Here is an 18,229-nt window from a genome sequence, read left to right as displayed (position 1 = left end):
AGTAGATTGGGCTTCGACGCAGTGGTCGGCTTTGCGGCAGTCTATGACAAAGGAAACGGCAAACAGGTTCTGTTCGCGACATCGACGCGTCAAAGTCGTTACGTTGACACCGATGGGGGCGGCGATAGAATCCCTTTGGCGTCCAATACTTAGGAAAACACACACTTTAGCGGCAGTCACGGCAGCTAGGAATGACACGATGAAATGCCAGTATTGCGAAAAGCCCGCCACGTTCCACATCACTGAGTTGACGGAACCGTCAGGTCCCAAAATTATGCATCTTTGTGAGGAACACGCTCGCGGCTTTTTGCAAAAAGAATCCGACAGTCCCGTGGCCTCGGTCACCAACGCGCTCGCGAAGCAGCTGCAGCTAGGACAATCCAAAAAAGAATTGGCCGAATTGGACCAAAAAGAGTGTCCGGTGTGTGGCATCAGTTTTTTCGAGTTCCGTAACACCGGGCGGCTCGGATGTCCCTACGATTACAGCTTTTTTGAGTCCGACTTGGTCCCCCTGCTGAGGAATATCCACGACGCGGTCGAGCACGTCGGCAAGCGGCCGAGACGCCTAGCAGCGTCAGCCGATTCGCAAGCGGAAATGATCCAGCTGCGGCGTGAGATGGAAGAGGCGGTCGAGCTCGAAGATTACGAGCGTGCTTCCGAAATCCGAGACGAACTAAAACGAATGGAACGCGAACTCAGCATCCCCGCGTCGGATGACGACGATGCAAGTTCGAGTGAAGGTGAGAATCAGTCGTGAATCAAGAAACTGACTTTACTAACCTCGCGAAAAGTTCCGGAGAGTGGCTGCGCGGTACCGGGCCTGAATCCGACATCGTGATCAGCAGCCGAATTCGCTTGGCTCGAAATCTCGCCGACTTTCCCTTCATTCGTCGCTGTAGTGACGAAGATCGTGACAGCATCGAACGGACCGTGCGTGCCCGGATGGAGGCGATGGAGGACTGGAAAGACATTCGCTACATCGATATCGAAGAGCTATCGGAGATCGATCGTCAATTCTTGGTCGAACGCCAACTGATCAGCCGCGAGATCGCTGATGCCGATGGTTCGCGAGCGGTCGCCGTCGATCCAGGCGAGCAGTACAGCGTGATGATCAATGAAGAGGATCATCTGCGAATCCAAGTGATGCAGAGCGGATTGGATTTGCAAGCCGCCTGGGCCCGAATCGATGCGTTGGATGACAAGCTCGAGGGCTCGATTCTGTATGCGTTTCACGAAAAGTACGGGTATTTGACCGCCTGTCCCACCAATGTGGGGACGGGGCTTCGCGTCAGCGTGATGCTGCATTTGCCCGCCCTGGTGATCACGCGGCAGATCGAAAAAGTCTTTCGCAGTATGCAGCGGATCAACGTCACCGTCCGCGGACTGTACGGCGAAGGATCACAATATTCGGGCGATTTTTATCAGGTCAGCAACCAAGTCACGCTCGGTCACAGCGAAAAGTCGCTGCTGGCCCTCGTCGGCGACGAGGTGGTGCCTCAGATCATCCAATACGAACGAAAAGCACGTGCGTTTTTGATCGAACAAAACCAGCAAGACCTGCATGACGACGTCAGTCGGGCGATGGGCATCCTGAGTACGGCGAAAAAGATCAGCAGCGAAGAAACGATGCACTACCTTTCCAAGGTGCGAATGGGAGTGAATCTTGGCTTGATCAGCGATGTCGAAGTCGCCACGATCAATAAACTGTTCATCCATACCCAGCCGGCTCATTTGCAGAAATTGCATGGCCGCGTGCTCGGCTCGTCCGATCGGAACGTTCAGCGTGCCACTTACCTGCAACGCCATTTGACGGGCGGCAGCCAGGGCGAAGGCGAATTGAATTAGAAAGTCGTTGATCGCTCCGCGATCAAAACGCGGGCCTGCGGATCAGAACAGGATCTATTTCCTTCCCGTTCCTTCGCCGTGGTTCATGAGAACCGTAGAAATGGGGGGCTGTCTCTATTTCTATTTTTGGGGCCGATCGGCTCAGAGTTCGTTTGGCTCGCCTCAAAGGCTTAATTGAGAGGGGTTACGCGGGCACTCGGTCCCTTCTTGCTGACGAAATCGCACGGTTTGGCATATTATTTTGGTTCAGGATGATAAACTAGGGTGCAGATAGTGCCATCGTCCTTCCATTTAGCTCCGCAGAGCAGCGGGAGGGACGCGGCGCAGAGTAAACCTCGATTTTCACGAAAGTTGGCGGCGTGGGCGAAGAGCCTGAACTGATTGACCGAGCACTCCAGGGCGATCGTGCTGCGTTTACCCGGTTGGTAGAGGTCAACCAGGATCGCTTGTTCGCGTCCATGCTGCAGGTCACCGGTTCGCCCGACGAAGCCGAAGAAGTCGTCCAAGAAGCGTTTATCCGAGCTTTTGTGAAGCTCGATACGTTTCAGCGAAACAGCCAATTTTTTACCTGGCTGTACCGCATCGCTTTCAACAGTGCTCTTTCGCGTCGGCGAAAAAAGCGAGCTCGCATCTCGTTGGACCAATTTCGCGAGAAAAATGGGCTCGAAGTCGTCGATCAATCCTGTGGAGTCGATGAACCGATGCTCCAGCGGGAACGGATCGCCATGGTCCGCACCGCGATGGAACGATTGACCGACGAGCATCGCTCGATTCTGGTCTTGCGAGAGATGGAGGAGCGATCTTATGAAACGATCGCAGAGATCCTGGAGATCTCGATCGGGACAGTGCGAAGTCGGTTGAGTCGAGCGAGACACCAATTAAAGCTCGCCTTGGAAGTCTTGCACCGTGCCGAAGAGTCTAGTTCTGAGTGATTTCTTTCCTTCACTTCTTTCCCATCCGATGTCGACACCCCAGTTTGACGCTTCAAGCAACCCCGGTGATTTGAGGCGTACCGCCGATTCTTCGCAAAAGGAAGCTTCCGGCTATCGATATCGCCCTTTTCTGGGGATCACGTTTCTTTGCTGTCAAATCTACGGCCGGATTTACCAGAATTCCGAGTGCACTGCCTACGTCGGACATTGTCCGCGGTGCGCGAAACGCGTTAACGTCAAGATCGGCCCCGGCGGCTCGTCGACTCGTTTCTTCAGCGCCGGCTGAGGACCGATTCGAATTCTGATCGGCGAGATTCGGATGCGGCAAGGCACCGAGCTACACGATAAACTGGTACCCTTGGTGGGTGGTTTGTGGGTGCACGCTCGCCGTTGTTATTCTGCTCGCCGCTGCGGTTTCCCCACTGCCAGCAACGTCCCTCCGAGGCAACTCGATCATGCGTTTCTATCGAATTCAGTCGCGTTTGCGATCGTCAAGGGCAATGCCAAGATGTCTGGGTCTGCTGCTCGCCGCCGGATTGCTTGGGCTGACGATTGGCGGCTCCGATGTAAACGCAGAAGAGGCAAGATTGGCTGCGGACCGATTCTTTCCGCAACATGATTTCGGTCGCCAACTCGCTGATGATCCGCATTCCGGATTTGCTAGGCCATGGCAGTTATCGCAGTTGCGGCCGCCAAGATTTGCCGACTTCGACGATCGCATGTCCCCCTCCGATGCATCGTCACCCAATGTGATGATTGGCGGAACGAACGATCGAAACAATCCGTTGCGTCGTGAACTGAGCCAAACCTTCGCCGAAGATGAATTGTTCGTCGGGTTTCGATTTCTGTACGAACCGCCGGACACTGACGGGCCCTCCGAAGCCCCAGCAGCCAGCGATCCCGAATTTTTTGTGCTTTGGCTCGATCGCACCGAAGGCAGCGATCAAGCCGTCCATAGCACAGGCATTCCTAATATCGGCATCCATATGGCGGACCGGGGGCCTAGTCGCGGAAAGAATGTGTTCATGGTGCGATTTGGCTCGAAGCAAACCGCTTGGAGTCGCACGGAATTGGTGCCTGGTAAGATGTATCACGTGATCGCCAGGATCGCCAAGCAGTCAACCGGCGCTCGCAACGCTTACAGTCAGATTCAGTTGTGGATCGATCCGCAAGCTGTCGACGCCGATCAGCCGCTGCTGTCGTTGAGCAAACAGGATGGCATCCACCAATTTCGCTGGGTCGGTTTTTCAACGGGCGTCAAAACGGAACGCGAGGATCAGATCCGTGTGGACGACTTGGTCCTGTCACGCTCCTGGCAAGATGCGTTTTCATTCCTAAGTTCGTCAGACGATCCAGCATTGCATCCCGTCACCGCGTCGAAACCTGCTGTCACCTGGGACCAGCCCATCGAGTTCACCACCGACATTTATCCGATCCTGAGGGAGCGTTGTTTCGATTGCCACTCAGGCGAATACCCTGATTCCGGGCATCGGCTGGACGTGCGAAATGAATTGCTCGGTTTCAGTACCGGGCAGGTTTTTGCCGTCCCCGGCGAAAGCCGCAACAGCCATTTATTGGAAGTGTTGACGACGAAATCCGATTCCGATCGCATGCCTCCCGAGGAGGAACCGCTGTCGGAAATCGAAATCGCGAAAATTCGAGCCTGGATCGATCAGGGACTCAGCTGGGACGACGAACTGCTTCCAACGCCAAAGATCAAGTCCGATCATTGGGCGTTCGCGCCAATCGAGCGTCCGGAATGGCCCGCCGCGATCGCGAGTCCAGCAAACGCGGACGTTGTCGGTTCGCGACACCCGATCGATGCTTTTATATCCGCACGCCAGAAAACAGCCGGTGTAACACCAGTGAGAGCGGCGGAACGTCGCACGTTGGTTCGACGACTGTACCTGGATCTGTTGGGATTGCCGCCCACGCTCGCTCAGACGGATGCGTTTGTGAGCGACACTTCGGCGGACGCCTATGAGAGATTGGTCGACCGAGTACTGCAGTCGCCGCACTATGGCGAGCGGATGGGACGTTACTGGCTCGACCTGGCGCGGTGGGGCGAAAGTCAGGGGTATCAGCATGACATCCCTCGTCCCTTTGCATGGCGTTATCGCGACTACGTGATCGACGCCTTCAACCACGACAAACCCTACGCCCAATTTCTGCGTGAACAAATCGCCGGCGACGAACTGCAGCCCTACTCCGACGAGGCCTTGATCGCGACCGGGTTTTTGGGGGCCGCGCGGATCAGCGGTAATCAAATGGACAAGCCGCTGCAGCGGATGGAGGTGTTGATGGACATTGTCGACAATACGTCCAGCGCGGTGCTGGGGCTGACGATGGAGTGCGCGCAATGTCACAACCACAAATTCGAACCGCTGATGCAGCGTGACTACTACGCGCTGATGGCGTTTTTCTCCAACGGCCAACTGGGGAATTACCAACTGCAGAATGCACAGACGTTTCTGGCGGATGAAATCCAAAACTGGTTCACCAACGATTCGTATCGTTTCTATCTGTCCGAGGCCAAGAAACGGAAGGTGGATCCTGCCGACTACCCTGCACACACTTGGGGCTTTTATTCGCCTGAGACGGGTAACAAAGAAGTGCGACATTTGCCAGTCGTGAATCGTTCTCCCCTGCCCTACTCGCCCGATTTCCTGGCTGGCAATGTTACACGGGTGCTGATCCGCGGCGACGTGCGAAGCCCGGGATTGCGAGTCCAGCCGGCTTGGCCCGCGGTGCTCGGCGAGACCCCTTCGCAGCTTTCACCAACGCCAAGGCAAACGCTCGCCGATTGGTTGGCCAGTCCCCAGAATCCGCTCGTCGCCCGCGTCTGGGTGAATCGCCTGTGGCAAGCGCACTTCGGTCGCGGTTTGGTCGACACGGCCAGCAATTTTGGGACTCATGGCGCCGCGCCTACTCATCCGTTGCTGTTGGACTGGTTAGCCTCGGAATTGATCGACAATGGTTGGAGTACAAAACATATTCATCGCTTGATCGTGACCTCCGCGACGTATCGCCAGTCGAGTGTTTTAGACGCAACCAATTACGATTTGGATCCCGAGAACAAGACTTTGTGGCGTTGGCCTCAGCGGCGCATGGAAGCCGAGGTAATTCGTGATTCCATTCTCGTTGCGACGGAGGATTTAAATCGGCATGTCGGTGGACCAAGCGTGGCCCCGGAACGTGAGGAACAAACGTTGCGGCGGACGATCTACCTGTCTCAGCGACGTAGCCAAATGCCTGACGTGATGACGATGTTTGATGCCCCCGACGGCGTTCGCAGTTGTTCACGTCGCGAGGTGTCGACGGTTGCGTTGCAACCGCTGTACCTGCTGAACAGTCCGTTTGTGGTCAAGCGAGCCGAGCAGTTGGCGCGGATCGCGACCGCCCAGGCCGGTGACGATACCCAAGCTTTGATCCACGCTGTTTTCCAACGGACGCTTGGTCGCGCACCGACATCCGAGGAAGTTGGATTTGCCACAGCGGCATTGCAACCCCGCGACCCTCAGGAAACCCGCGACCCTCAGAACGGTGCAGCGACTTCGGACGGGCCCGTTCCCGAACTGATTCGCTTCTGTCACTCGATGATGAACTTGAACGAATTCATCTATATCCCCTGACCGAATGTCGTTTGAACTTCGTCCGCAACCCGCCCGCCTCCCACGCACCTCAGCCCACCCAATGATTGTGAACCCCGTTAGCCAAGATCGACGAACCTTCCTCGGATCAGCGGGCATCGGCCTGGGATCGATCGCTTTGAATGCCCTGCTTCAGGACGGGGCAGCGGCCGTTAACCACGGCGACAGTATTTCCCAGCAGCCGCATTTTCCGCCCACAGTCAAGAACGTCATCTTCTTGTTCATGTCGGGCGGTCCAGGCCACATGGACACCTTCGACCCCAAGCCTCGACTGTCGGCGATGGAAGGCAAATATGTGCCGGACAGTATTGGGGCGAACGTGCCCAACATTCCTCGCTCGGGCGTGGGGTCGAAATTGATGGCCTCGCCGTTTGGGTTTAAAAAGTATGGCGAAAGTGGGATCGAGGTCTCCGATTTGCTTCCCCACACCGCTCTACATGTCGATGACCTGTGCGTGATTCGGTCGCTGAATCACCGGATTCCGGTCCATGGGCCTGCGGAGAATTTCACCTTGACCGGGTCGTCGCTCGGAGAACGGCCCAGTTTAGGCGGCTGGGTGACATACGGATTGGGCAGCGAAGCCCGTGACCTACCAGGCTTCATTGTCTTGTCGTCCAACTCGAGCGGACCGGCACCGCAGCGCCCGGGCTGGGGAAGTGGGTTTTTGCCGGCTCGGTTCCAAGGCACGCAATTGGACGATCAGCGCGGCGTGCCGTACTCGGAATTACCCAATTTGTATTCCGTGGCCGATCGTCGAGAGCAGCTCGACTTCATTCGCTTGATGAACCAGCAGCATCTCAAGCGGCAAAACGAGAACTCAGAACTCGAGGCCCGCATCGAATCTTATGAACTGGGCTTTCGGATGCAGCTGAACGCACCGGAAATCCTGGATCTGTCTAGAGAAACCGAAGCGACTCAAAAAATGTATGGAATCGACCAGAAAGCCAGCGAGGTGTTTGGACGGCATTGTTTGTTGGCGCGACGACTGGTGGAACAAGGTGTCCGCTTCATTCAATTGCGAAACGGGGGCTGGGATGCGCACGGTTCACTGAAGAGCAATCATATCAGCCGCTGCCGCGCGACAGATCTTCCCATCGCCGGTCTGTTGCAAGATCTGAAACAACGCAACCTGTTGGAGCAAACGTTGGTCGTTTGGGGTGGGGAGTTTGGGCGAACGCCAACGACCGAAGGCAATCAGACGGGTGACAAACGCGGCCGTGATCATTCACCTGCTGGCTACACAATGTGGCTCGCAGGAGGCGGAATCAAGGGCGGGCAAGTGATCGGGGCCACGGACGAACTGGGCTTTGTGCCCGTCGAGCGTCCGCTCTCGCCGCACGACTTGCATGCCACGATGCTGCACGGCCTGGGACTCGATCAACACAAGCTCATCTACCTGCACAATAATCGCGAAGAAATCCCCACTGTCCTTGGCGGTGAAGTGATCCGAGAAGCCTTCGCGACGTGAGTCGCCGAACGCCCTGATAAAACAAAAGTGTCAGGATTCAAATACGAACAATGACTCCTGAGACCTTCGATTTCTCCGTAGAGAATCTGCCTGTGTCGAAGCATTCCACCCGAGTATGTAGTGAGAGGTGAGTACAACCTTGACGCTAGCCCTGTAGCGGGTGAGAATAGCAGCCCGTTTGCTGCTCTATAGAGGTGCATGCCGTGAGAACAAGCCTGAGTTCAGGGCGAGAACGCCCCAAGTTGGCTTGTTTCTCACCCTCACCCACCGCAGAATCGCAAGTTAGGCCATCGATAGAAATCTGATGCACACTGTATCTCCACGCGAATTGATCGACTTGGTCGCAGGCGATTTGAATGATGCCTAATCCAGATTTAAAAAGTGTTTGACTGGCGGTTCAATCGCGATATGTCGGTTGCTAAGTGGGCGTTAGGAGCTTCAGCTTCGCTAGCGGCCGAGTGTGGCAGTTCCTCGGTCACAGTAAGCCGGGGTTGGATGCAAAAAGTTACGTAGATAGCAACAAAATAATCAGACCACTGACACCGACGCGAAATCAAGAAAATGGCAACTAAGACAATCGAACTAAGAGATTACCCAGGATTAGTCATCGATGATGTGGTCGTATCAAAACGGAATGCTGCTGCTACTGGGACCGCGACGAAAGTTTCGCTCAAAGAGACGGAAGGCACTCACAGCTTGGTCTACTACGTGCTAGTGTTGACGGGGGATCCGCTCGGAAAGTGGGCGATTTCCACACCGACATACACTCGCGCTGTGACGTTTGCCGCAGATGAAGACGAAGAGTTTTGGCTGGGTGAGGAAAGTGTTAGAAGTAGCAGATTGAGTAGCAGAGCGAGTGGCGGATATAGTGCTGACGTCCTTAAGGTGATGATCGCATCGCCAGGCGATGTCGCTGCTGAACGTCAAACCGCGCGTGATGTTATTTATGAGTGGAACTGCATCCATTCTGAGGACCGTGCCCTCGTCCTGATGCCCGTAGGCTGGGAAACCCACTCGGCACCCTCAATGGGAGACCGTCCGCAAGCGATCATCAACAAGGAGGTGCTGATGAATTGCGATCTCTTGGTTGCCGTTTTTTGGACTCGAATCGGTAGCCCGACTGGTGTCGCCGCTAGCGGAACCGTTGAAGAAATCGAAGAACATCTTAACGCTGGCAAGCCAGCAATGATCTACTTCTCCTCGACCCCCGTTCGTCCAGACAGCGTAGACGAAGCCCAGTATTCAGCGCTCAAGGAGTTCAAGCAGGAGTGCTATGCAAAGGGATTAGTCGAGTCGTACGAGTCCTTGGCAGAGTTTCGCGACAAGTTTTCCCGACAGCTAACGCAAACAATAATCCGGCACTTTCTGTCTGAAACAACGCCAACGACGGCGACCGCTCCACCACCCCCAACACCTGGTCCGGAAATGACTGACGAGGCGAAGTAACCACTTGTCGCCGCAGCAACTGATCCGGCGGGACGACTGATGGGTATTCGACACCTCGGTGGCTTGGTTGTGCAGGCCAACGGTCGAAACTATTCGGATGAAGGCGATTCCCGATCCGATACGCAATGGGAAGTCGTGATCGCTGAACTCGAGAATTTGATGCTGATCGAAGATCGAGGTGACAAACGCGAGGTGTTTGCCGTTACCAACGAGGGTTTTCCCGTGGCGGACTTGCTCAGAAGTTCACAGCCATAGCAAGTGCAGGCCGAATTGTCTGAAGAACCGGGGCAAAACAAAGGTGGCAAGAGTCAAATACAGACAATGACTCCTGGCACCTCAGATTTATCGAAGACCGCAACTTCACTGGCTTTGGCAAATCGACCCTTATCGATGCCAATGAATCGATCCGTGTCTTCGATCCCTATCAATGAGTGACAGCGTCGAAGCGGTTCAACCGGACAAAACCTGCAGCACTTCCTTCACTTTCAGCGTCGTTTTGAAGGTGACTCGCGGCATTCCTAAATCGGGAATCGATTGGTCAACACTTTCGCTGATCGCCAGCACGATCCTCGCAGCGTGTTGAAACTGTTTCAGCCGGATCACTTTCTCGCTTAAATATTCCGGCGTCCAAAATCCGATCACTTCCAACAGCACTTCGCCATGCTCGGGGTGCCTCAGCGAGAAGTCGGGGGTGAACACGGTTTGGCCTTGGTGCAGCACCGTGCCCTCACGCCGGAGCCGCCAGCCGTCAGTTTGATTCTCTGCTTGCAGTTTGTTCCATTGACGCCAAAACGTTTCTTCCAACTGGCTGTCGAAATCGCTTGGTTGTACTTCGCTTCGCAGTCCATCCGTGCTGCTCAGCCGCAGCGCAAATCGCCGTTTCGCGGGTCCGAGCACCGTCGCTTGCATCCGCCAATCACGTGCTGCTAACAATCCCGGCAAGAACCGAGCGAACGCGACGCCGTAGCGACGAGTTTGACGTAGCAGCGACGCAGGTCCGTTCAACTGAAACACGTAACGATCGCCTTGCCGGGTGATCGAGTGCATCAATCGCGCCAGTTTGGCGTAACGCAAGATCATCTTGAAATCGTCGTCCGCCCAAACCGTCATCGACAATGCTCCGTACAACGCTGTCTGAGTTTGCGCGACGTTGTAACGCGACAGTAAACCTGCCGCATCGAGATTCTCGGGTGGTTTTCGAAGTCGATGGAACTCGATCACATCGGCAAACAGACTGGCTTCGATCTCCGCCCAACTTTTGCCAAGTTCTGCTGCAATTTCCGCTTTCGTGTTCGCTTCGTCATGGTCAAACAATTGGTCACGTGTTTGCACCAGCGGATGTTTGGTTGCCGCCAACGAAAACACGCGTTGCCTGAGTTTGGCTGACGCAGCGGATTTGTCCTGATGGAACTCGCTCGCGTCATCCAGCAATTTGCAAAACGCGGCGATCCGTTTTGCTGGACAATCCGTGACACCCTGCAGCGAACGTCGGACGCGGTCATGCAGATGCTTGCGTACTTCACCAATATTTTCGCGATAGATCTTCAGCATTTCGTCGGCGAGCCGCGGGTAATGCCCGTGAGTCGAGCGAGTCAACCGATCGGGGACGACCGTCAGACGCGAAAAATCGTACTCCAGCAGAGCTTGTTCTTTGGTCAACATCTAAGGCTGTCAGTGCTTGCGAAATGCGTCGTCACGCCGACGCGAACGAGACCGCACTTCGTCACGCGTCCCGGCGGTCACGATCTCGTAGAAACATGCGCGGCCAAAGCGGTTTTTGCGTACCACGCGTCCAAGTCGTTGCAACGCTTGGCGTGTACTGCTGCCGCCACCGACAACGATCGCGACGTTGACCTCTGGTAAATCGACTCCCTCGTCCAACACTCGGTTGACAACCAACGCGGGGTAACGCCCTTCTTTTAATCCAGTCAAAATTTCTTGTCGCTCGCGTTTGCGACAATGACTCAGTAGACATGGGATCAAGAAACGTAGCGATACGTCGCGAGCCATCGCGTTGGAACCACAGAAGACGATCACCGGTTCGCCGGCGTGAAGTCGAAACAGGTCTTCGATGACTCGCAGTTTTTCTTCTGCTCGGTCTTCGATGGAACGTTTGGCGTGAAAGGCAACCATCGCCGCACGGGCGGCAGGGTCATGACCGCTTTCGCTGCACAACGCTGGCCAATCGTAGCAAGAGTCGTCTTTTCGCCGCTCGGCAACAAATTCGCGAACCGTATTGCCCAGCGATTCATAGCGAGTTCGTTCATCATGGGATAAGTGCACGGCCATCCGCACGATGTCGTAATTCGCAAGCGTTTTGCCTCGGGCGGCCTTGATCGCTTGCGTGTAAACCCGCGGACCGATGATCTCATCGAGTAGTTCGTGTCCCCCGTCACGTCGCTCGGGGGTCGCGGTCAAGCCGAGCCGAAACGGTGCCGCTGACATACGGGCGGCGTCCTGACGCATCGGCCCCGGCAAGTGATGGCATTCGTCAAAGATGATGAATTCGAATTGGTTGCCCAATCGTGGCATGTGGATTGTCGCACTGTCGTACGTGGTCACCGAGACGGGGCTGACGCGATGCACGCCGTCGCCAATGATCCCGGCGTCGATTCCGGTCGCATTGCGAATCCGATCATGCCACTGGTACATCAAATCACGCACCGGGGAAACGACCAATACGCTTGTGCTGAGGCGGCACATCGCATGCAGTGCCACTTCGGTCTTGCCCGTCCCCGTGGGCATCACCACGACACCGCGGCGAGTTTCCATCCAGGCGTCGAGTGCCTCGTCCTGGTCTGGTCGCAACGAGTGCAGCTTTGCCGCGGCAAAGCGAATCGGCGTCCAGCGTGCGACGTCATCGGACCATGTTGTCGCCAGTCGGTTTTGTAAACACTCCACCACATCGCCGTAATGCATCGCGTCGGTCCGCCAGCAGCCACTGCGAGCGTCATGCATCCACAACGGTTGGTCCCACAATCGCTCGACCAACCGCTTTTCAACGCCTGAAAGCGTTAACGTCCCCTCTTGAAACGCAAGCCGCGTCGGCGCTGAAACGGGAGCGAGTGTGTTCATGATTGAAAGATCATGTGTTGGCGTCTGAAGCAGACGACGGTGATTGCACGAGAGATCGAACGACCGCGCCGATGACGGCGGTTAAGTAAGAGGGGACCATCAATAGCAAGCTAATAAATGGAGCAACCAGTGCGGTGGAAAAACCCCCTGCAATTTCAGCAGGTTTTGGCGTCGAACTGCTCATTGCGATCACGGTAAACGCAGAGATTGCACCCTGGAAAGCTGCGAACAGACCGATCAAAAAAGGGATGTGAACCACCAGGACGAGTGCCGCAGCCGCCATGGCCCCTTTGCCGCGAAACACAATCATCAACGCGACAAGGAAGCTCAAAAATGCTGTCAAAGGCAACAGCACGAGGTACGCTGGCCCAAGTGAGACAAGCATCCAGTGCAGCAAAGACTGTTGAACAGGTTCGGCTTCGAGCATGGGGGCTTACCTCGCAAATTGCAGTGGGGCGGATTTTCTCGCGGCGAGAAGGACGTGTTTATGAAAGCGGATCAATGTGATTCAGCGGTTCCATGTCACGTGCCGGTTGCCACGTTTAGGTTTGGGAATAAATCTTCGACAGACTTTCCAGTGATCTGTAAGTAAAGTGCGTCGGCGCAGAGCTCAAGGTCGTCGGTCCAGCGAATCTCGCCATAAGGGCCAATCATAACCGCTCATCATATTTGAGGAGGTTTTTATTCCGCTTGAGGCGTCACGTTTACGAGCTTCACCAACGCAGTGTCCCTAGTGCTTTGTCAGTATTTGATTTTGGGGTAGTGGATCGTGCTAAAAATCCTCCCACACCCAAGAAAAAGGGAGCTTTAGCAAGCTCCACTACATTAAAAACCCTAAGTTTTAGACTAGACGAAGCGCTAGGAGGATCTGAAGTAGTATTGCCATCAACCAAGCAGCGACTTCATTCCGGTTTGTTCCAAAGAAGTCATCATATCAAATAGATCGTGTGGGTGCGGCGGGATGAAGGAGTGTCGACATCAACTTCGGTAGGTTGTCCCCCCGAACCCGAAAACTGAAATGTCTTGATGAATGATTCGACACTGATACTAATTCACGCAGGACTTTCTCGATTGGTTATAAAATTGTCCGCTTCATCTTAACCTCGTGCAGTTCCGGATAGATGTCGCTCTCGAAACGGTTCGTAACTCCCTCGCGGATGATTAGAAAACCCAGCTTCTCAAAGACTAGAACATTTCCGGTTTCCTTAATTGTTTCCAGAACGATGGTAGTGCGAGCGGTGGATAATACATGCAATTCGATCCAATCTAACAGGCGACGGGCGATGCCCCTTTGTTGAAAGTGGGGGTGAACAGCCAGACCAATCACATGCAAGTAACCTTCGTGGCTGTCGAATTGAACCGTGGCAACGACCTGCTGATCCAACTCAGCGACGAGTCGTGTTTCGTCCTTCTGACGAAGGGACCGGCTGGTGACGGTTTGGGAGTTGGGGCGATAGATTGTTCGCAAAGGAGCGAATGCAGCGTGGAACACGGTTGCCACCGCTTCGGCATCCTCGGCAGTCGTCATGCGGATCGTGATCGAAGGTTGCATTCGCTCCTCAGCCAAAACACCATGCTAGCAAACCAGCGATGCTGGGATTTGATCTATTTGCGGCGATTTTTGCTGTCAAAACCGGCTCGACATTCTGTCTTTCAAGTTAGGATGGAATTGTGCTACGGTTCCAATGCGCGAACCCCTTTACTCGAATTCCTTCTGTTTCTTGGCTCCTATGTTAGGCGAATACCACGTCGGCCGCTGTACCCGCAATTGCCATTCGCTGCACCGTCCGTTGCGCGAAGGCGAGTGGTACTACTCGGTCGTGATGGAATCGGGCGACGATTACGTTCGCCGCGACTTTTCTGCCGAAAGTTGGAAAGGACCTCCTGAGGAAGCAATCGGGTGGTGGAAAAACCGGATGCCCACCGCTTCGGAAAAGAAGCTTGTGCTGGCGCCACCGGAGGTCTTGATCGATCTACTACGTCAAATGGGAAACTTTCCCGACAAAGCAAAAACACGTTACTTGCTTGCGATCATGTTGATGCGCAAACGTCTGGTGCGTCCTTGGGAAGGCACAGCCGATGACTCGCTCGAAGAGGGGGCGATGCGATTGGAAGTGCTTGCCGATCACTCGACAGTCGATGTCATGCCCTGTGAGATCAACCGTGCCGAATCCGACTCGATTCGTGACGAGCTAAACGATTTGCTCTATTGCGAAGCCGATGTGGTTAACGCTGACGACGAACCCTCAACCGAATAACGGTCCCAGGAGAAAAGCAAGGATGCGAACATGGCTGTGGATCGGAACGTTGATGATCTGTTTTGTCTCCGGTGGAGCAACTTGCGCCCGTCGCGAGGCCCCGATGCCGTTCCCGCCGCCTCCGGTTGCCTTCAGTGAGATACCTAGCTTGGACGAGTTGGCTGCGGTCATGAACCGAACCAGTTCGATTCAACAATTGTCGACCAACACCGCGTCGGTGGAAGTGTTGACGATGCCCAATATTCCCAAGCTCAGTGCCACACTGAGTCTGCAGCGGGAGCGTCGCTTTCGCTTACGCGCCAGTTTGCCGATCGTACTTGGGGCAGGGATGGATATGGGCAGCAATGACGAGGTGTTTTGGTTCGAAGTTCCTGAAGGAATGTCCAAAACGCTCTATTACGCCGAACATGATAAGTACCGCCAGCAGCTCCAACGGGCAATTTTACCCGTCGATCCAACATGGATCATGGACGCGTTGGGATTGGTTCAGTTGGATCCCGCAACCGTCGTCAATGGTCCCGTCAAACGTGACGATGGCAAGCTGGAAATTCGCAGCGTCATCCAAATGCCTGATGGGTTGTATCAACGCGTCTACTTGATCGAACCCTCCGCTGGCTATGTGACAAACCAGTTCTTGTATTCCCCCGACAATCGCTTGATTGCTCAAAGTACTGCGACCAATCATCGCTACTATGCCGAGCATCAATGTGCATTGCCGCATCAAGTCGAACTGAATCTGACGCCCGCGATGGGGCCGCCTTTGGGGATGAAAATTACGATTGGTTCGTACGCCGTGAATCAACTGCTAAGCGGGGACCCCCAGCTATTCACGATGCCGCAAAACGCATCTCAGAAAGTCGATCTGACCACGTTGTCTGCCACTGCAGTCGCACCACCCGAATCAACTCAGTACACCGCGGATCTTCGCATGGCGATGCCGCTGCGAGGAACGATGAGGTAATTGGTTATCGAATCGCTATGACTGCGACTCGATTTGCCTCGGCTTGTTTTTGGCATGGGTCAGCAACACGTGGACTTTGGATTCGTCGATCTCGTTCGATACGAATTCGTTCGCTTGTTCACGCGTCGGAAACCAAGCAAAAACTGACGGTCCCCAACTGCTTTGGCCTACTCCCTTGATGCCACTGTTTCTCAAAAAGGAAACAAGCGACGATACTGCGGGGCCATTATAGGGACCGTTCTGTACGGATTCGAACAACAGTCCACTGTCACGGTTGTAGTGGTGAACCGCTTCACTGAACGCATCGAAGTCGGCATTTTCGATTGCTGGCAACAGCCGCTTCGTGATCAGATCTCGAAAGTGAGCACGCTGCCTAGGCGTGGTTGCTGGCAGCTTTGCAAATTGGTTTAACTCTTCGTCACCGCTGATCGTCGATGTTTCTTGTGTGGGCCTGAGGATGGCAACGCACCACTGTTTCGGAACGTCGAGTCGTTGTTGGATTGGATTCAGTTCGGATGCACTGTCAGAGTCTTCGTAGATGAGTCCTCCGCGCAGATAGCCATGGATTCCGACTGCCGATCGACGTCCGCGGTCAGCAATACGAAAAGCGATTGTCTCGTCCGAAAGACTCGGATTGAGCAGTCGGCTGATCGCTTCGGCCACCGCCATCGCTAGCTGAGTTCCTGTTCCCAGTCCCGTGTGTGCAGACGGGCGGCGGACAACCTCGATCTGGCAGTTCGGCAATGTCTCGAGATGAAAGTGTTGGCGATAGCGCTCAGCAATCCCCAGTACCCGATCGGCGGCAATCGTCGGTCCTGCAAATGTATCGGCACGTCGTGCTCTCACTTCGGTGATCGGATCATCAATCATCACACCGACACCCCCAAAGGGTTTCGCCGTGTCCAATAAACCGAAATGAAGTCGTGAGCCGGTGGTCACGTGTACCTGATTGGTTGCCATGTGCTAACGATACCAGCACCCCCATAGGCCTTCCAAGCCGGGGAAAATGATGACTCACCGACGCTTAGTTTGGGGAACAAAACGGGGCTCACTTTAAAGCGTTAGTAACAATACGTTTTCTTAGTCCGCCGTTAGTTCGACTGTCCCATTTTGTGAGCCGAACGCGCTAGTGTCGGGCCGCGGCTCAGTAAAACGTTGGCAAAATAATGCCCACAGCTAGCGGGCTGTTGATTTAGTGAGCCGTGACGCGTGAGCGGCCGGGTTCCACGCATTACCCGGTGCCTCACGGCCCACGGCTCACTAATACCATTTACATTTCGATTAAACCGACAGCCCGCTCGCGCCGTCGGCCCACAAATACGGGAAAAACGAAAAAATGGGACAGGCGAATTAGGGCGGTTCAGGTGGGATCGACGTCTGCGTATCGCTGTGAAATCGCTTGCTTGAGAAATTCAAATGCGGCGTCCTCGGCGGCACCGCCGGTCTTGTCGACCAAAACTTGCAGGTGGCGAAGGGCCGCTTCGACTTCCTCTTTGGCAAGAATGTGCGTTCGTGTCGCCAGGATCGCGGCCTCGATCACGGCATATTTCGCCCGATTGAATCCAAAGAAAGGGCGGACGACGCCTGATTTGACCACGCGGCAAGTCATTTCGGCACGGGGATCATGGTCTTCGATCGATTCCACCTCGATGGCAAACCAGCGATGGCAATCTCGCAATCTCCAGTACTGCGTCTCTTCGTGTGATGCTTCTTCGATCGGGCGTACCCACTGCCGCAGGGTAGCTTGATCACCGAGTGATCCCACTGCGGCTCGCGCAAACAGGTCGACGTTATCAGTTACGTGGACGACGGCTCGCCGCGTTTGCATCAAATTTTGATACGTGCGGGATGAGTTGAAGGGACGCAACAGGATCGTTTCGCCTTCGGCATCCGCATGAACCAACGAATCCGATACGATCGGTCCCATCGGAGCGATGTTGATTTGTCCATCGGAACTCGTCGACGTGACGATCGATTCCAAAATCACAGCGCCAGTTCCCGTCGTCGTTTTGCGGCAATCGTCACAAAGTTTTTGAGCAGACGGCTGCCATCGTCGGTCAGGATCGACTCAGGATGAAACTGGACTCCAAAGACAGGCCATTTGCGGTGCTGGATTCCCATGATCACCCCATCATCGCTGCGCGCGGTCACCTCCAGATCGTCGGGCAGATGATCAGGATCGATTGCCAACGAGTGGTATCGCCCGACGGGCATCGGTGATGAAATGTGCTCGAAAATGCCTTGCCTGTTGTGCATGATCGAAGACTGAATGCCATGTTCGGGACCACATCGCAACACGATGCCGCCAAAGGCAACGCCGATCGATTGATGCCCCAGACATACGCCTAGCATCGGGATTTGTGATGACAGTTCGCGGATCACCGGGACCGAGCAGCCGGCTTCGGTTGGACTCTTAGGGCCAGGCGAGATCACGATGGCTTCGGGAGCCAGAGCCAAGCAGCCCGACGCATCAATCTCGTCGCTGCGGATCACGCGTGTGTCGCAGCCGAGTTGGCGAAAATACCGCGCCAAGTTGTGGACAAAAGAGTCGTAGTTGTCCAGCAATAAAATCATGCGATACCGTTTCTCAAGAA

Annotated in this window: 16 protein-coding genes; 9 read left to right on the top strand and 7 right to left on the bottom strand. The window is 54.9% G+C overall.

Annotation, left to right across the window (positions count from 1 at the left end; translation table 11 throughout):
• Positions 1-199: 199 nt before the first annotated feature.
• The 7 genes from SH528x_RS30760 (at position 200) to SH528x_RS30730 (ending at position 9,596) form a co-directional block, all read left to right on the top strand.
• Positions 200-757 (top strand): UvrB/UvrC motif-containing protein, encoded by a 558-nt coding sequence (locus SH528x_RS30760; RefSeq protein ID WP_339937543.1) that lies wholly within the window; start codon positions 200-202, stop codon positions 755-757.
• Positions 754-1,845: a protein arginine kinase gene (locus tag SH528x_RS30755; RefSeq protein ID WP_442507245.1), complete on the top strand. Its 1,092-nt coding sequence runs from the start codon at positions 754-756 to the stop codon at positions 1,843-1,845. The genes SH528x_RS30760 and SH528x_RS30755 overlap by 4 nt, the downstream gene beginning before the upstream one ends.
• A 359-nt stretch (positions 1,846-2,204) precedes the next feature.
• Positions 2,205-2,777: an RNA polymerase sigma factor gene (locus tag SH528x_RS30750; RefSeq protein WP_442507244.1), complete on the top strand. Its 573-nt coding sequence runs from the start codon at positions 2,205-2,207 to the stop codon at positions 2,775-2,777.
• Between the two features lie 455 nt (positions 2,778-3,232).
• Entirely contained in the window at positions 3,233-6,409 is a 3,177-nt protein-coding gene (locus SH528x_RS30745; protein WP_442507243.1) for a PSD1 and planctomycete cytochrome C domain-containing protein, read from the top strand.
• 61 nt (positions 6,410-6,470) lie between these two features.
• Positions 6,471-7,895 carry a DUF1501 domain-containing protein gene (locus tag SH528x_RS30740; RefSeq protein WP_442507242.1) on the top strand — a complete coding sequence of 475 codons (1,425 nt, stop codon included), beginning with the start codon at positions 6,471-6,473 and terminating at the stop codon, positions 7,893-7,895.
• A gap of 561 nt (positions 7,896-8,456) precedes the next feature.
• Positions 8,457-9,341, top strand: a complete 885-nt coding sequence (locus SH528x_RS30735; RefSeq protein ID WP_442507241.1) for a hypothetical protein — start codon at positions 8,457-8,459, stop codon at positions 9,339-9,341.
• Positions 9,342-9,380: 39 nt separating this feature from the next.
• Complete coding sequence (locus SH528x_RS30730) at positions 9,381-9,596, top strand: hypothetical protein (protein ID WP_442507240.1); 216 nt, start codon at positions 9,381-9,383, stop codon at positions 9,594-9,596.
• A gap of 195 nt (positions 9,597-9,791) precedes the next feature.
• On the opposite strand, the gene SH528x_RS30725 is transcribed toward SH528x_RS30730, so the two are convergent.
• From SH528x_RS30725 to SH528x_RS30710, 4 genes are all read right to left on the bottom strand, one after another.
• On the bottom strand, positions 9,792-11,003 hold the full coding sequence (locus SH528x_RS30725) for a DUF790 family protein (protein WP_442507239.1): 1,212 nt from the start codon (positions 11,001-11,003) through the stop codon (positions 9,792-9,794).
• Between the two features lie 9 nt (positions 11,004-11,012).
• Positions 11,013-12,416, bottom strand: a complete 1,404-nt coding sequence (locus SH528x_RS30720) for a DEAD/DEAH box helicase family protein (RefSeq protein ID WP_442507238.1) — start codon at positions 12,414-12,416, stop codon at positions 11,013-11,015.
• 10 nt (positions 12,417-12,426) lie between these two features.
• Entirely contained in the window at positions 12,427-12,843 is a 417-nt protein-coding gene (locus SH528x_RS30715) for a hypothetical protein (RefSeq protein ID WP_442507237.1), read from the bottom strand.
• A 648-nt stretch (positions 12,844-13,491) separates the two neighbouring features.
• Positions 13,492-13,968, bottom strand: coding sequence for a GNAT family N-acetyltransferase (locus tag SH528x_RS30710; protein WP_442507236.1), 477 nt, complete (start codon positions 13,966-13,968; stop codon positions 13,492-13,494).
• A 133-nt stretch (positions 13,969-14,101) separates the two neighbouring features.
• Here SH528x_RS30710 and SH528x_RS30705 point away from each other — a divergent pair, with 133 nt between their 5' ends.
• Together SH528x_RS30705 and SH528x_RS30700 are read left to right on the top strand one after the other, a co-directional pair.
• Positions 14,102-14,674 carry a hypothetical protein gene (locus SH528x_RS30705; protein WP_442507235.1) on the top strand — a complete coding sequence of 191 codons (573 nt, stop codon included), beginning with the start codon at positions 14,102-14,104 and terminating at the stop codon, positions 14,672-14,674.
• Positions 14,675-14,696: 22 nt separating this feature from the next.
• Positions 14,697-15,635, top strand: coding sequence for a hypothetical protein (locus SH528x_RS30700; RefSeq protein WP_442507234.1), 939 nt, complete (start codon positions 14,697-14,699; stop codon positions 15,633-15,635).
• A 15-nt stretch (positions 15,636-15,650) separates the two neighbouring features.
• Here SH528x_RS30700 and SH528x_RS30695 read toward each other — a convergent pair whose 3' ends face one another.
• The 3 genes from SH528x_RS30695 to SH528x_RS30685 all read right to left on the bottom strand — a co-directional run bounded on the left by SH528x_RS30695 (position 15,651) and on the right by SH528x_RS30685 (position 18,209).
• On the bottom strand, positions 15,651-16,595 hold the full coding sequence (locus SH528x_RS30695) for a GHMP family kinase ATP-binding protein (RefSeq protein WP_442507233.1): 945 nt from the start codon (positions 16,593-16,595) through the stop codon (positions 15,651-15,653).
• A gap of 400 nt (positions 16,596-16,995) precedes the next feature.
• Positions 16,996-17,622 carry a DUF447 domain-containing protein gene (locus tag SH528x_RS30690; protein ID WP_442507232.1) on the bottom strand — a complete coding sequence of 209 codons (627 nt, stop codon included), beginning with the start codon at positions 17,620-17,622 and terminating at the stop codon, positions 16,996-16,998.
• Positions 17,619-18,209, bottom strand: a complete 591-nt coding sequence (locus tag SH528x_RS30685) for an anthranilate synthase component II (protein WP_442507231.1) — start codon at positions 18,207-18,209, stop codon at positions 17,619-17,621. The genes SH528x_RS30690 and SH528x_RS30685 overlap by 4 nt, the downstream gene beginning before the upstream one ends.
• Between the last annotated feature and the right edge of the window lie 20 nt (positions 18,210-18,229).

Source organism: Novipirellula methanifontis, from assembly GCF_052161655.1.
Classification (GTDB): domain Bacteria; phylum Planctomycetota; class Planctomycetia; order Pirellulales; family Pirellulaceae; genus Novipirellula.
This window is presented reverse-complemented; position numbering and strand designations above follow the sequence as displayed.

Coding starts and splice junctions, on each gene's coding strand:
- SH528x_RS30760 (WP_339937543.1), top strand. CDS start 200: ATGAAATGCCAGTATTGCGAAAAGCCCGCCACGTTCCACATCACTGAG.
- SH528x_RS30745 (WP_442507243.1), top strand. CDS start 3,233: ATGCGTTTCTATCGAATTCAGTCGCGTTTGCGATCGTCAAGGGCAATG.
- SH528x_RS30740 (WP_442507242.1), top strand. CDS start 6,471: ATGATTGTGAACCCCGTTAGCCAAGATCGACGAACCTTCCTCGGATCA.
- SH528x_RS30735 (WP_442507241.1), top strand. CDS start 8,457: ATGGCAACTAAGACAATCGAACTAAGAGATTACCCAGGATTAGTCATC.
- SH528x_RS30730 (WP_442507240.1), top strand. CDS start 9,381: ATGGGTATTCGACACCTCGGTGGCTTGGTTGTGCAGGCCAACGGTCGA.
- SH528x_RS30725 (WP_442507239.1), bottom strand. CDS start 11,003: ATGTTGACCAAAGAACAAGCTCTGCTGGAGTACGATTTTTCGCGTCTG.
- SH528x_RS30720 (WP_442507238.1), bottom strand. CDS start 12,416: ATGAACACACTCGCTCCCGTTTCAGCGCCGACGCGGCTTGCGTTTCAA.
- SH528x_RS30715 (WP_442507237.1), bottom strand. CDS start 12,843: ATGCTCGAAGCCGAACCTGTTCAACAGTCTTTGCTGCACTGGATGCTT.
- SH528x_RS30710 (WP_442507236.1), bottom strand. CDS start 13,968: ATGCAACCTTCGATCACGATCCGCATGACGACTGCCGAGGATGCCGAA.
- SH528x_RS30705 (WP_442507235.1), top strand. CDS start 14,102: ATGCGCGAACCCCTTTACTCGAATTCCTTCTGTTTCTTGGCTCCTATG.
- SH528x_RS30700 (WP_442507234.1), top strand. CDS start 14,697: ATGCGAACATGGCTGTGGATCGGAACGTTGATGATCTGTTTTGTCTCC.
- SH528x_RS30695 (WP_442507233.1), bottom strand. CDS start 16,595: ATGGCAACCAATCAGGTACACGTGACCACCGGCTCACGACTTCATTTC.
- SH528x_RS30685 (WP_442507231.1), bottom strand. CDS start 18,209: ATGATTTTATTGCTGGACAACTACGACTCTTTTGTCCACAACTTGGCG.